A 13,334-nucleotide genomic window follows, 5' to 3' on the forward strand; every position below is an offset into this window, starting at 1 on the left:
GGCAGAGGAAAAGATAAAACAGGAGATGGAAATCACAAGTCATCTCCTTGCATCTACTCTCCACGATATTGGTAAAATCGGGACTTATGAGCATCTGCTTGATAAACCCGACAAACTCACTGATGAGGAATTTGAACTTATAAAGGCGCATCCCGCAAAAGGGGCAGAGATATTAAAGCAGATAAAGGCATTGAAGGATGTAATACCTATAGTAAGAGCCCACCATGAAAACACTGATGGAACAGGGTATCCTGATGGTCTTAAAGGCAATAACATACCTCTTCTTGCAAGGATAGTCCATGTGGTAGATTCATTTGATGCTATGACAACAGATAGACCCTATAGAACATCCTTTGATAGAGGATATGCCCTTAAAGAACTCAAAAGATATGCAGGCGCCCAGTTTGACACAGAGGTTGTAAAGGCATTTTTGAAGACAGGGTGTAAGAGGTGAAGGGTATTTGCAAGTGAAGTATAATATAGATTTTATCAGTGCATAATCTGGATTTTTATGGCTAATTACCTGCAAAAATGTTAAAAAATCAGATAAAAAATCAGGTTATACACAGCGCCATAAATAAATCCGCATACTTAAGCGTCAGAACAAAGCAGACCAAGACGCGACGAAAACGAGGAGTGAGGCGTATTTTAAGCATACGCTGCAACGACCTGTCTGCGTGCAACGCACAGGCAGGCAACGCAGGTATGCAAAGTTATGACGCTCTGTATAATCCGAAAAATGCAACTGCATTTTTTAGGATAAGGAGATGACATGAGATTTGGTGTTATAGTATTTCCGGGTTCAAACTGCGACCATGACTGTTATCAGGTGCTTAAAAATGTATTTAATCAGGATGCAGATTACATCTGGCATAAGGAAACTTGTATCAAAGGATTTGACTGCATAATCCTGCCAGGGGGATTTTCTTATGGAGATTATTTAAGGACAGGTGCAATTGCAAGGTTTTCACCTGTAATGAATGAGGTCATGGAATTTGCAAACAAAGGCGGTCTTGTTGTCGGTATATGCAACGGCTTTCAAATACTAACAGAGGCAGGACTTTTGCCAGGGGTTTTGATGCGAAATAAAGAACTAAAGTTTATCTGCAAGGATGTTCATGTAAAGGTAGAAAATAATCAGACCTGTTTTACAAAGAAATATAAAAACAGCGATGTCTTAAAGATTCCGATTGCCCATGCAGATGGCAATTATTTTGCAGATGAAGATACTATCAAAAGACTTGAGGACAATAGTCAGATAGTTTTCAGATATTGCAATTCACAAGGCGAGGTAACTGATGACTCAAACCCAAACGGTTCAATCCACAACATTGCTGGCATTATAAATGAAACAGGTAATTGTCTTGGCATGATGCCCCATCCTGAAAGGGTTTGCGAATCCATATTAGGAGGCAAAGACGGAAGGGGCATATTTGAGTCATTATATATTAGTGCATTAGTATATTAGGCACTTTATACTATTATAGATATACTGCTGTCTGTTTGATGATTTTTTGATTCCAGTATCTTTTCAATTTCTGAATATTTTTTGATTTGATTGCCTTTTATGGCAGTCATAACATGGTCCCCAATGTCTTTACCTGTTACTGTTTCAACCATAACATTTACAACAGAGGCAATAAAGCCAAAGACCTTTCCATAGATAGTTCCTCCTATTATCTTTGAAACAGGAGAAATCTTGTCATTAGTTACAAAACGGTAAGCTGTGGACACAACAGGGATATGATGAAAAGGGTTTATAATATCCAGAATATCTCCAAAACTTAACTCGCCCTCTTTCTTTTCTTTGGTGTCTACTGTTTTCTTTGTATCAGAATAAATTTCATATTCAGGAGAAGATGATATATCGTCTATGATATGAATGTTCATTAGTATCTCCGCAAATATTAGACAGCAACATTTGTGCCACTTTTAAACTAGTTGAAATTAAAGGGTTTTAAATATCGGGCAGGTATTTTTTTACATTTTCACCATAAGGCATGGGAATTATTTTCCTATGAATCGGATTTTCTGGATTGTTCTCTTAATGTAAAATCTGGTAGAATTATAAATCAAATGATTGACTATCTTATCAAAAACGGCACTATAATTGATGGAGGCGGCACTCAACCCATAGAGGCTGATATTGGCATTTTCCGGGATAGGATATGCTTTATCGGAAAAGATGAGGTGTCTGCAAAAAATGTCCTGGATGCAAAAGGACTCATCATCTCTCCGGGATTTATAGATGTCCACAGCCATTCAGAGTTTACCCTCCTTGCTGACAACAGGGCAGAGGGTAAAATCTCTCAAGGGGTTACTACTGAGATAAACGGGAACTGCGGTCTTTCAGCGGCACCGCTTTACAACGAGGCATTGGAACAAAGGGAGATAGACCTTGATGAACTAAATATAAAAGAGAGATGGTCAACTTTAGGGGGGTATCTTGGCACCCTTGAAAAAAAAGGTATTGCCTTAAATTTTGCAACCCTTTGCGGTCATGGCAATATCCGCGCATCAGTAATGGGTTATAAAGATAAGAAACCTGATAATGATGAGATTATAGAGATGAAAAAACTCCTGAAAGAGGCAATACAGGATGGCGCAAAGGGCATTTCAACAGGCTTAATATATCCGCCGGGTGTTTACGCAGGGACAGAAGAATTGATAGAATTATGCTCCGAACTCCGAACTATGCCCCCGAATGTTTCTATCGGGGGTCCTAACTCCGAACTTATCGACACCTCTCACATGAGAAGCGAAGGGGATAAACTTATAGAATCGCTGGAAGAGGTCATTAGAATCGCCAAAGAAACAGGAATTAAAGTCCATATATCCCAGATAAAGACATCAGTGATGCCATACTGCCGTCATGGATGTATGAAGGTGGAAGGGATGAGGAAATAAAAAGACTCCATGACCCTGATATAAGGGCAGAACTTAAATCTATACTCTCATCAAAAGACAGTGATTATTGGAAGGGTATTTACATATCCGCTGTAACAAAGGATGAGAATAGATGGATGGAAGGGAAAAATATCTACAATATCTTACAGATGACAGGCAAATTACCTGATGATACAGTGTTAGACATTCTAATAGATGAGGGGCTGCGGGTTGGCGCTATATTCTTTTCCATGAAAGAGGAAAACCTTGAAAGATTCCTGTCTTTACCTTATACAATGCTCGGCTCTGACAGTTCAGCCCGTTCCTTTTCAGGGATTACTAGAAAAGGCAAGCCCCATCCAAGGGGCTTTGGAACATTCCCGAGGTTCATCGGGAAATATGTCCGGGATAAAGCTGTTGTGTCTCTGACTGAGGCAATAAAAAAAATAACACAACTTCCTGCCAGGACATTTGGTTTGAAGGATAGGGGCTTGCTCAAAGAAGGGTTCTATGCTGATATTGTTATATTTGACTATGAAAGGATTATTGATAAGGCAGTATTTGATGAGCCATATACGCAGGCACAAGGGGTTGAGTATGTGTTTGTTAATGGAAAACCTGCATTTAAGGAAGGTAAACATACAGGAAATTTATCAGGGATGGTAGTGAAGTGAAGCCCGTAATTGGCATAACTGCTGACATAGATAAGGAATATCTAAAAATAAAAAGGGATTATGTCCGTGCAGTTGCAGAGGCAGGCGGTCTTCCGATTATCATTGCACCTTCAGATGATGCGTGTGGTGTTGCTGATAAAATAGACGGTCTTGTATTATCAGGCGGCGGGGACATCCTTCCTAATTATTATGGAGAAAACATCTCTGTCCCTTTGGAAGTCCTTAAACCTGTAGAAAAGGAGAGGATAGATTTTGAGATAGAACTCTTTAGAGAGGCAATGAAAAGGCAAAAACCAATCCTTGCCATATGCTATGGTATGCAGCTGGTAAATGCAGCACTCGGTGGGACTCTTTATCAGGATATTAGCCCACTGGGGACAGATTTAAAATCTGTCCCCAAATTTTTAAATCATAGACAAGGACAACATATGATAAAGATTGACAATTCTTTTTATTCTACATTTCATATTCCGCAATACGCAAATACGCAATCTATCAACTCTTCCCACCATCAGGCAATTAAAAGCCTTGCTGACGGGTTGGAAATATTCGCCCTCTCAAATGATGGGATTATAGAAGGGTTCTATAAAAGGGACTATCCATTCCTTGTCTGCTGCCAGTGGCATCCTGAAAGGGATTTGTGCAAGAATGAAATTTCACCAGCATTGTTTAGGTTATTTATAGATGCAGCAAAAAGGCAAAGCATGGGTAACTTAAGATGATAACAGGGCTTGATAATATGGAAAAACACTTACCTAAAGTATTAAACGGCTCAAGGGCAGGGCTTGTAACCAATCCTGCATCTGTAAACAAAAGACTTGAACATGCGGTTGATATTGCCATCAAGTCAAAAAGATTTGAACTTAAAGCGCTCTTCGGACCCCAGCACGGAATCATGGGAGAGACGATTTGACATTCAGGATATTGGCTCACGCTATTACACATTCATCTGGACAATGGAACTCTGCATGCAGGCATGCCTTGAGATGGACAGGGCAGTTGTTGTCCTTGATAGACCAAACCCATTGGGAGGGGTGTTTACTGAAGGTCCTGTGCTTGATATTGCCTATGCCTCTTTTGTGGGACAGAGACCTTTACCTGTCAGGCATGGGATGACTGTGGGTGAAATAGGCAGTTATTTTAAAAATGAGTTTTACCCAAACCTTGACCTCCACATTATCAAGATGAAAAACTGGAAACGCAATATGTGGTTTGACATGACAGGGCTTCCATTGGTAATGCCTTCGCCGAATATGCCGACATTGGATACCGCGGCAGTATATCCCGGCATGTGCCTTCTTGAGGGGACAAATATGAGTGAAGGACGCGGCACAACAAGACCATTTGAAATATTCGGCGCCCCATTCATAGAGTCTGATATTTTGGTGAAAAGGTTAAACGGATTTAAACTTCAGGGAGTTTTTTTTAGACCCCTGTATTTTAAACCGACATTTCAGAAGCACGCAGACAAACTCTGCGGAGGCGCGCAGATACATATTACCAGTAGAGAAAGGTTTAAACCTTTTAAAACAGGGGTTGCAATCCTAAAGGCTGCTCATGATTTGTATCCCAAAGATTTTAAGTGGAAAGAGCCTCCTTATGAATATGAAACAAGAAAACTCCCGATAGACATCCTTGCAGGCACAGACAGACTGCGAAAAGGTATTGAAAATGGCAAGGACATTGAAGATATGGAAGGATGGTGGAAAGAAGAATGCCGTCGCTTCAACCGGACTGTAAGGAAGGAATACCTTATTGATGGGTAGAAGGTGTTATAACGGCAAAGATCAGCGGCGGACTATTGACCGTCCGCTGGAGTGTTTTGTTAGGCGCTGTGTCGTTTTAGTCAAGTCAAGTAAAGACCTCAATGCCTCATTTACGGCATCTGAATCTGCAAATGACCTGGCAACATCAGGCTCAAGCATTACAACATTAGCCCCTTCGGATAGAAGACGTTTGTAATACTTGCCGCGAACAGCTTTAGAATAATCAAAATCATATTCGGGACGCAATTCATCACTAATTTTCTTTTCTTTAGCCTTCATGTCGTTTCCTTTCGTGCGCGGCTGCAGTCCGCGCGCTGATTATAGGGAAAGTTGTGGGTCAGGTCAAGGGGAATATAACGCTTGCTATTCTTAACTCATTGAAATTTAAGAAGAATAATTTATGCTTGATTATTATGCCGCATGCTATGTAATATTTAAACTAATTATGGGAAATGACTTAGATATGGTCTTAATTCCTTCAAAAAATGGCAGCGTCAAATCCCCATCCATTGTAACGGGGTTTATCCTATCTGCCGGGCTTGGCGAAAGACTCCGCCCTATTACCAACCATATCCCAAAACCGCTTTTGCCGATTCTAGGCAAACCCCTGCTTGAAATTATTCTGGAAAAAATATCCTCTATTTCAGATTCCATCGGAATAAACCTGCATCACAAGAAAGAACTTATCTCTGAATATATAAATAATTCATCATTCAAGGAGCGGATAACTGTTTTTAATGAAGAGCCCATCCTCGGCACAGGCGGCGCTCTGAAAAATGCAGAGGAACTTTTATCAAGAGGCACATTCCTTGTCCATAATGCAGATATACTGTCTGATATAGATTTGGAAAGACTCATTGAATTTCATTTTTCATCAGAAAATATCGCCACACTTGCTGTCCACGATTATCCAAAGTTTAATAGTCTTATTGTGGATGAAAAGGGATATTTAAAGGATGTTGTCAAACAACCGCATTCTAAAAAACTTATGGCATTCACAGGCATTGCTGTTTACGAGCCTGAATTCTTAAACTTCCTGCCTCATGGTGTATCAAGCATTACTGATGCGTGGCTCAGGGCTGTCCATAAAGGGTGCAAGATAGGCACAGTGGATGTAAGCGGCTCATACTGGACAGACATAGGCACACCTTCTGCGTATGCTGCCGCGATAGTTAATGCGCTGCGGGATTCAGGAGAGACAATCTATATTCATCCCGATTCAGATGTGAGTGAAGATACAGAATTGGACGGATATGTTGTAATTGAAAAAGGGTGCAGATTGTCGGGTATTAAATTGCTTCAGAATTGCATCATACTGGGGGCGGATTTGAAATCTATCCCCATAGATTTAGACGAACCTTTTCTAATAGGTGTCGGCGGCTCGGACAGGAAATACTACAGAAGAAAAACAGGCAAACAAACAGAGATTTTTGTAAGATATACAGAGAATGACCCTGACTTTTACAGGCATATAGAATATACGAAATTTTTTAGAAGGCATAATATCCCTGTCCCTATACTCATTGATGTTGACTTTGAAAACCGGACAGCGGTCTTTGAAGACCTCGGCGACCTTTCCCTCTACAGTTGGTTCAAGTGCAAAAGAAAAGAGGAACAGATAGAGGAAATCTATAAAGGGGTTCTTGACATCCTGCTGGAACTCTATACAACCGCAGCATCTCATGCAAATGAATGTCCCATGCTTAAAGAAATGGTATTTGATTATAAGCATGCAAGATGGGAAACAGATTATTTTACGGAACAATTTGTAAAAAGTATTAAAGGTATGGATATTAAAGATGCGGCTGGATTAAAAGACGAATTTCACAAACTGGCAAAAAAGATCGACTCTTTCACAAAGACCATAATCCACAGGGATTTTCAATCCCAAAACATAATGCTCACAAAAGGCATGCCCAGACTTATAGACTATCAGGGGTCACGGCTCGGACCGCCTGCCTATGATGCAGCATCTATATTATATGACCCTTATTTTAGACTGAAAGACAAAACTAGAGAAACACTTTTGGATTACTATATTCAGCAGATGAAGAAAAAATCTGGCGAGAAGTTTAAGGAAACAGACTTCATTGAATCCCTCACAACCTGCCGTATCCAAAGGCACATGCAGGCATTAGGCGCCTACGGCTTTCTTTCAAATATAAAGGGCAAAAGATATTTTCTAAAGCACATACCCGAAGGTCTAAACTTATTGAAGGAAGACTTAATGCCTGTAAGAACAGAATACCCTGCCTTGTATGAACTGGTTATGAGGCTTTAATCCAGACTAGTGCTAAAAATTGACGCAATTTCTGTTGATGGCAATTTTCCCCTTGACAGTATTCTCAAATAGGTGTAAATTCTGTCAAAAGTATCAAAACTGTCAATAATGTAAAAAAGATGTTTAGAGAAATGGTATGTTCATATATCTAACAACAGGTAAAGTTGCAGACCATCTCCATGTTACTGTCAATACTGTAAAACGATGGATACTGGAAGGAAAACTCAGGGCAATTATAACCCCCGGCGGACATTACAGAATCAGGGAAGATGAATTCCAAAACTTTATACAAAAATATGCGCCACATTCAAACCCAAAGAAAATTCTTATAATAGATGATAACCATGCCCAATTAACACTCCTTGCGGACACCCTTTCTTCAGCAGGAAAAGACTATATAGTAGAGTCAGCCTCTGACGGGTATGAGGCACTTATAAAAATCGGTGAGTTCAAACCTGACCTGCTCCTCCTTGATATTATGATGCCAAAAATGGATGGCATTCAAGTCATAAAAAAATTAAGAGGCGGAAACACGACAAAAAATATTAAGGTTATTGTGATTACAGCATATCCTGAAAAACTTGCAAAAATCAAAAACAATATACAGGATTTCTTTACCAAACCAGTTGATATAGATATTCTTAAAAAAAGGGTGATTGAACTTCTTGGTGAAACCCTCACTATTTGGGGGGGGGGGGGGTAAGGAACTTTGGTTACAATAATGCCGCAGAGAATACTTGCAGTAGATGATATGCCTCAAATCACCATATTATTAAAGGATGCCTTGTCCATTGCAGGATATGAAGTGGATACCGCGGCAAATGGCTGCGAGGCATTAAAGATGGTTAAAGATGCTATATACGACCTTATTATTATGGATATGCGCATGCCTGAGATAGGCGGCAAGGACCTCTACAAAAATCTCATAAACCTATTCCCTGACCTCACAGGAAGGATTATCTTTTCTACAGGAGATACAGACAGTGGAGAGACTGCCCGATTTCTTAAAGATACAGGATGTCCATATCTTCTTAAGCCTTTTACCATAAAGGGATTGATAGAAACCGTAAATAGTGTGCTGAAAGGAAATCAAAATGTCCCTGCTACAAAAGATGTGGAATTTAAAGATCAAGGATAAACTCTTCCTCACCTTTGCTGGAGGGGTTGCCCTTTACCTCTTCCTTGCGTCAGCAAGTTATTATTTTATAGACAGGATAAGGGATTACGGAGACACTGTCTATAATACTCATCTGAATATTTCCCAGTCTGTTTATGAACTAAAGTCCAACCTTTATGCAGTAAGAAACAGCCTTACCACCATGCTTTTGGAAGAAGACAAAACCCAGATGTCTATTCATCATAAAAAGATAAACGAGTTTACAAAATCTATAGATTTGGACATTGCTAAACTGTTTAAACAACCTGCTATGGATAATGAGGCAAGGACTATGCTTTCAGAACTCAAAACCGTATGGGAGGCATTCAGGGATACAAGAGACAAAGAACTTATACCCCACATCCTTGCAGGCAGACATAAAGAGGCAAAGGCGATTACCTACGGCATTCAGATGCAAAGGTTTGACAGGTTTACATCCCTTGCTGAAGAGATTGTTCGGCATGAAAATCAAGTTGTTTATACAGCAAAGATACATGTAGGAGAGAGAATAAAGATATATTATTATTTTCTATTTATCATTGTAATTACAGGTGCATTAGCCGGTCTTCTTGCCACCATTCTCATATCCCGCGAGATTGGCGGCAGGCTTGCAAGTGTTCTGGGTGTAGCAAAATCAATGGCAGAAGGAGACCTTACTGGAAGGGTTACTGTTGACAGAAAAGACGAAATCGGCATACTTGCAGAGGAGTTCAATGTAATGGCTGACCACCTGCAGGCATCATACAACAGCCTTGAGCAAAAGGTCTTAGCGCGGACAAAATCTTTAAGAATTGCCAATGAGGAACTTGAAAGGAGGAGGATTGAACTTGAGTTTATGAATGAGGAGATCAGAAAGGCAAGCGAGTTAAAGAGCAGATTTCTTGCAACTGTTTCCCATGAACTCAGGACGCCCCTTAACTCAGTCATAGGGTTTACAGAACTCCTCAAAGGTCAGGCATTTGGTCCAATGAATGAAAAACAACTGGAATATACAAGGTATATAAATACCAGCGGTAAGCACCTTCTGCAGCTTATAAACAATATCCTTGATATATCCAAGATAGAGGCAGGGAAGATGGACCTCATGCTGGATGAATTTCCATTCAATGCACTTATTGATGATGTTGTAAGTATTGTAAAACCACTGGCAGATGCAAGGGGTATTACAGTGGGCATAGATATTGAGGACATAGGCAGTATAAAGGCAGACAAAGGAAAATTAAAACAGATAGTTCTAAACCTCTTGAGTAATGCCATTAAATTTAACCGTGAAAACGGGCAAATAGATATAAAGTCTTATCTTAAGGATGGGGAACTGTATACCTCTGTAAAGGATACAGGTGTTGGCATAAAAAGCGAGGATATGGACAGAATCTGGCATGAGTTTGAGCAGATTGATGGCTCTATGACAAGGCAGTTTGAAGGCACGGGGCTTGGACTTGCTGTAACAAAAAAACTTGTAGAACTCCATAAAGGAAGGATATGGGTAACAAGTGAATATGGCAAGGGAACAATATTTACCTTTGTTATACCTGCTGCTGAAAAAACAATCTCTGTCCCTGTATCAGAGGCCGGTCCTGTTGAGGCCAGTGTATTGACAGATGAACTCCCTACCATACTGGTGGTTGAGGATAACCATGAACTTAGAAAACTCATAACCGCGCATCTGAACGAGGCAGGTTATAATGTGGTTGGCGCAGCAGATGGAGATGAGGCATTAAGGATGGCAAAGACATTAAAGCCATTTGCCATAACACTTGACATCATGCTGCCTGTAAAAGACGGCTGGGAGGTTATAAAGGAAATCAAAGGCAGTGCTGATACAAGGGATATACCTGTAATCATTGTCTCTGCCCTTGAAGACATGAAAAAGGGTTTTAGTTTTGGCGCCTGCGATTACCTTACAAAACCTGTAGAAAAAGGAACTTTAATCGGGGCGCTTAGAAAACTTAATTTCACTACAAGGGTTAAAAGGGGGTCATACACTATCCTTGTTGTGGACGATGACCCAAAGGCAGTAGAACTCATGACAGGGATACTGACCACCGAGGGCTTTGGTGTGCTCAAGGCATTTGGCGGTGAAGAGGGCATTAAATTTGCAGTGGAAAGAGAGCCCGACCTTATAATACTTGATTTGATGATGCCGGACATAAGCGGATTTGAGGTATTGGAAAATTTGAGAACCCATTCTTATACAAAGGATATACCTGTTATAATCTATACTGCAAAGGACTTAACCCGTGAAGACAGGATTAAACTTGACAATGATGTCTCCAAGATAATAACAAAGGAGTTCTCTATAGAATATATACTAAATGAGGTAAGAAAGGTTGAGATGCTCTACCCTGCAAGGGCAAAGATGGTTGACCCCCTTACCAATACCTTTAACAGACGGTATTTCAAAAGGAGGCTCGCACATGAAATCGCAAGGGGTGAAAGATATGGACATACATTCTCTATTGCCATGATGTCCATTGATAACCTTGCTCAATACGAAAAAAGGTTTGGCCCTGTAATGGCAGATGATGCAGTAAAAAAACTTGCAAACTCTATCAGAGAATGTGTCAGGAGATCAGACTGTCTTATAAGGTATAATGACATTATATTTCTTCTCCTCCTGCCGCAGACCTCTATATCAGCGGCAAATATTGTTGGTGAAAAGGTAAGATTTATGATAGAAAGATGCCGTGCAGCGGATAATATAAAATTTACTACAAGTATCGGTTTGGTTGCATTTCCTAAGGATGGAAGAGAAGAAAAAGAATTGATAGACAGCGCTATCGCAAAGATGGAAGAGGCAGTTAAAGGGGGCGGCAATCGGATCGCTAGAGGAGAAGATTATTAATAATGTCAAAGATACTTATTGTAGAAGATAATTTAATGAACATGGTCTTGGTAAAGGATATCCTTACCATTAACGGCTTTACTGTCCTAGAGGCAGCTACAGGCAATGAGGCAATAGAAAAGGCAGGGTCAGAGAACCCTGACCTGATACTTATGGATATAAACCTTCCAGAGATGGACGGCATAACTGCCATGAGAGAGATAAAGGCAAATATTAAAACCAGTAAGATACCTGTTCTGGCGCTAACAGCCTCTGTCATGATAGAGGACAGGGAAAGGATAATGTCTGCCGGGTTTGACGGCTTTATACCAAAACCTGTTGATATAGAAGAGTTGATAATGCTTGTAAAAAAATATCTGTCCAGATGAATAACAACGGCTCTATCTATATTATAGGCATTGGTTCTGGTAGTATTGAACATCTAACCTTCAAGGCTAAAGAAACCATTTTAGCCTGCGATGTTATTGTAGGCTATAAGACATATATTGACCTAATCTCTGATGTAATAAAGGGAAAAGAGATATTCTCTACAGGCATGACTCATGAAAAGGAGAGATGCCAAAAGGCTATTGAATTTGCAGTAAGCGGCAAAAAAGTTGCAGTTATTTCAAGCGGGGATGCAGGCATTTATGGGATGGCAGGGCTGGTTCTTGAACTTAAGTCCCACATCCCACACCCCGCATCACACATCCCAGTTTCTATCATTCCCGGTGTCCCTGCATTTTGCGCTGCAGGGGCATTACTCGGCGCACCCCTTATGAATGACTTTGCCTCTATTTCCATTAGCGATATACTTACACCATGGGATACTATCAAAAAGAGGGTTGGGGCTGCTGCCAGGGGAGACTTTGTAATTGTCCTATACAACCCAAAAAGCAAAAAAAGGGTGTCTCAACTTGATGAGGCAATAAATATCATATCAAACTTTAGAAAGGATGAAACCCCTGTTGGTATTGTCAGAGATGCAACAAGAAAAGACGAGGAGATCAGGATAACCACATTAAAAGATACTTCACTGCATTATGATTTCATAGATATGACGACAATCCTCATTATAGGAAACTCTACAACATTTTTATCAGATGGCAGAATGATAACACCGAGGGGATATGCTATTCAGCCCAGTAGTAAGGGTCCCACTTGTTAGAAAGGAATCTTGACATTGCCTCAAACCTTTCATCAAAGGAATGAAGTGAATCTTTTTTTACCATCTTTGCAAGGAGTTTGACAGAGGCAAATGGATTGAAGCCTGCCTTTTCTGCATAAAGCATTCCGCTGATATCAGCCTGTATCTCGTGTCTTACCTGTTCAGGCAGGTTATGTCCGCCTATAATCTGAAATATTGTTTCCTGATTATTGCCGTGTATTGTATGGGCAATTTCATGACCTATTAAAAACGCAAGTTCATCATTTGTCTTTACAATATCCAGAATACCTTTTGTCAGGACAACAGTCCCATCGGGATATACATACGCCTCAGGGGTCTTGTCATCTATAATAATAACCTTTATATCAAATCCAACGATTTTGGAAAGTTGTTTGGCAACTACATTTGCCCTTTCTTTACTGCTTGCAAGGGCATGGTTTGCAGCATTAGAACCTGCAAAACTATTTCCTTCGCAAACAAAAACTATTGCTAATATAATTAAAAATATGGTTAATCTTAATCTCGTCATACAAACCCCTGCCTTTTATATCGGCAGATTTTTATAACTTCTTAAATAGA

At 40.2% G+C, this 13,334-nt stretch carries 14 protein-coding genes and 1 pseudogene; 12 read left to right on the forward strand and 3 right to left on the reverse strand.

Annotated features, from left to right (window positions below):
* Nucleotides 1-454: HD domain-containing protein (locus HZC45_01835; protein ID MBI5681903.1), on the forward strand; the 454-nt coding region annotated here is incomplete at its 5' end.
* Nucleotides 455-772: 318 nt separating this feature from the next.
* Nucleotides 773-1,468, forward strand: coding sequence for a phosphoribosylformylglycinamidine synthase subunit PurQ (gene purQ, locus HZC45_01840; GenBank protein ID MBI5681904.1), 696 nt, complete (start codon nt 773-775; stop codon nt 1,466-1,468).
* Nucleotides 1,469-1,473: 5 nt separating this feature from the next.
* Here the strand turns inward: purQ and HZC45_01845 are convergent, their stop codons facing one another.
* Nucleotides 1,474-1,890, reverse strand: a complete 417-nt coding sequence (locus HZC45_01845; GenBank protein ID MBI5681905.1) for a hypothetical protein — start codon at nt 1,888-1,890, stop codon at nt 1,474-1,476.
* 186 nt (nt 1,891-2,076) lie between these two features.
* Here HZC45_01845 and HZC45_01850 point away from each other — a divergent pair, with 186 nt between their 5' ends.
* The 4 genes and pseudogenes from HZC45_01850 to HZC45_01865 all read left to right on the forward strand — a co-directional run bounded on the left by HZC45_01850 (nt 2,077) and on the right by HZC45_01865 (nt 5,326).
* Nucleotides 2,077-2,907, forward strand: a complete 831-nt coding sequence (locus tag HZC45_01850; protein ID MBI5681906.1) for an amidohydrolase family protein — start codon at nt 2,077-2,079, stop codon at nt 2,905-2,907.
* Entirely contained in the window at nt 2,877-3,560 is a 684-nt protein-coding gene (locus HZC45_01855; GenBank protein MBI5681907.1) for an amidohydrolase family protein, read from the forward strand. The genes HZC45_01850 and HZC45_01855 overlap by 31 nt, the downstream gene beginning before the upstream one ends.
* A complete protein-coding gene (locus tag HZC45_01860; GenBank protein ID MBI5681908.1) occupies nt 3,557-4,282 on the forward strand; it encodes a gamma-glutamyl-gamma-aminobutyrate hydrolase family protein in 726 nt (241 codons plus the stop codon). Before HZC45_01855 ends, HZC45_01860 begins: the two co-directional genes overlap by 4 nt.
* A pseudogene (locus tag HZC45_01865) lies at nt 4,279-5,326 on the forward strand (DUF1343 domain-containing protein). The gene HZC45_01860 and the pseudogene HZC45_01865 overlap by 4 nt, the downstream one beginning before the upstream one ends.
* Before the next feature lie 21 nt (nt 5,327-5,347).
* Here the strand turns inward: HZC45_01865 and HZC45_01870 are convergent.
* Entirely contained in the window at nt 5,348-5,605 is a 258-nt protein-coding gene (locus HZC45_01870; protein ID MBI5681909.1) for a hypothetical protein, read from the reverse strand.
* A gap of 121 nt (nt 5,606-5,726) precedes the next feature.
* Between HZC45_01870 and HZC45_01875 the strand changes: the two genes are divergently transcribed.
* From HZC45_01875 to cobJ, 6 genes are all read left to right on the forward strand, one after another.
* Nucleotides 5,727-7,607 carry a phosphotransferase gene (locus HZC45_01875; GenBank protein MBI5681910.1) on the forward strand — a complete coding sequence of 627 codons (1,881 nt, stop codon included), beginning with the start codon at nt 5,727-5,729 and terminating at the stop codon, nt 7,605-7,607.
* Nucleotides 7,608-7,743: 136 nt separating this feature from the next.
* Complete coding sequence (locus HZC45_01880) at nt 7,744-8,310, forward strand: response regulator (GenBank protein MBI5681911.1); 567 nt, start codon at nt 7,744-7,746, stop codon at nt 8,308-8,310.
* Between the two features lie 6 nt (nt 8,311-8,316).
* A complete protein-coding gene (locus HZC45_01885; GenBank protein ID MBI5681912.1) occupies nt 8,317-8,745 on the forward strand; it encodes a response regulator in 429 nt (142 codons plus the stop codon).
* Entirely contained in the window at nt 8,702-11,608 is a 2,907-nt protein-coding gene (locus HZC45_01890) for a response regulator (GenBank protein ID MBI5681913.1), read from the forward strand. Before HZC45_01885 ends, HZC45_01890 begins: the two co-directional genes overlap by 44 nt.
* Nucleotides 11,609-11,610: 2 nt before the next feature.
* A complete protein-coding gene (locus tag HZC45_01895) occupies nt 11,611-11,976 on the forward strand; it encodes a response regulator (protein ID MBI5681914.1) in 366 nt (121 codons plus the stop codon).
* Nucleotides 11,973-12,755 carry a precorrin-3B C(17)-methyltransferase gene (cobJ, locus tag HZC45_01900; protein ID MBI5681915.1) on the forward strand — a complete coding sequence of 261 codons (783 nt, stop codon included), beginning with the start codon at nt 11,973-11,975 and terminating at the stop codon, nt 12,753-12,755. Before HZC45_01895 ends, cobJ begins: the two co-directional genes overlap by 4 nt.
* On the opposite strand, the gene HZC45_01905 is transcribed toward cobJ, so the two are convergent.
* On the reverse strand, nt 12,721-13,284 hold the full coding sequence (locus HZC45_01905) for a M48 family metalloprotease (protein MBI5681916.1): 564 nt from the start codon (nt 13,282-13,284) through the stop codon (nt 12,721-12,723). The genes cobJ and HZC45_01905 overlap by 35 nt on opposite strands.
* Between the last annotated feature and the right edge of the window lie 50 nt (nt 13,285-13,334).

This window comes from Deltaproteobacteria bacterium (assembly GCA_016223005.1).
GTDB lineage: Bacteria > Desulfobacterota > GWC2-55-46 > UBA9637 > GWC2-42-11 > JACRPW01.

Excerpts from the sequence above, each read along its gene's own strand:
- HZC45_01905 (MBI5681916.1), bottom strand. The coding sequence starts at position 13,284 with ATGACGAGATTAAGATTAACCATATTTTTAATTATATTAGCAATAGTT.
- HZC45_01880 (MBI5681911.1), top strand. The coding sequence starts at position 7,744 with ATGTTCATATATCTAACAACAGGTAAAGTTGCAGACCATCTCCATGTT.
- HZC45_01890 (MBI5681913.1), top strand. The coding sequence starts at position 8,702 with ATGTCCCTGCTACAAAAGATGTGGAATTTAAAGATCAAGGATAAACTC.
- HZC45_01895 (MBI5681914.1), top strand. The coding sequence starts at position 11,611 with ATGTCAAAGATACTTATTGTAGAAGATAATTTAATGAACATGGTCTTG.
- HZC45_01845 (MBI5681905.1), bottom strand. The coding sequence starts at position 1,890 with ATGAACATTCATATCATAGACGATATATCATCTTCTCCTGAATATGAA.
- HZC45_01850 (MBI5681906.1), top strand. The coding sequence starts at position 2,077 with ATGATTGACTATCTTATCAAAAACGGCACTATAATTGATGGAGGCGGC.
- purQ (MBI5681904.1), top strand. The coding sequence starts at position 773 with ATGAGATTTGGTGTTATAGTATTTCCGGGTTCAAACTGCGACCATGAC.
- cobJ (MBI5681915.1), top strand. The coding sequence starts at position 11,973 with ATGAATAACAACGGCTCTATCTATATTATAGGCATTGGTTCTGGTAGT.
- HZC45_01875 (MBI5681910.1), top strand. The coding sequence starts at position 5,727 with ATGCTTGATTATTATGCCGCATGCTATGTAATATTTAAACTAATTATG.
- HZC45_01855 (MBI5681907.1), top strand. The coding sequence starts at position 2,877 with ATGTATGAAGGTGGAAGGGATGAGGAAATAAAAAGACTCCATGACCCT.
- HZC45_01870 (MBI5681909.1), bottom strand. The coding sequence starts at position 5,605 with ATGAAGGCTAAAGAAAAGAAAATTAGTGATGAATTGCGTCCCGAATAT.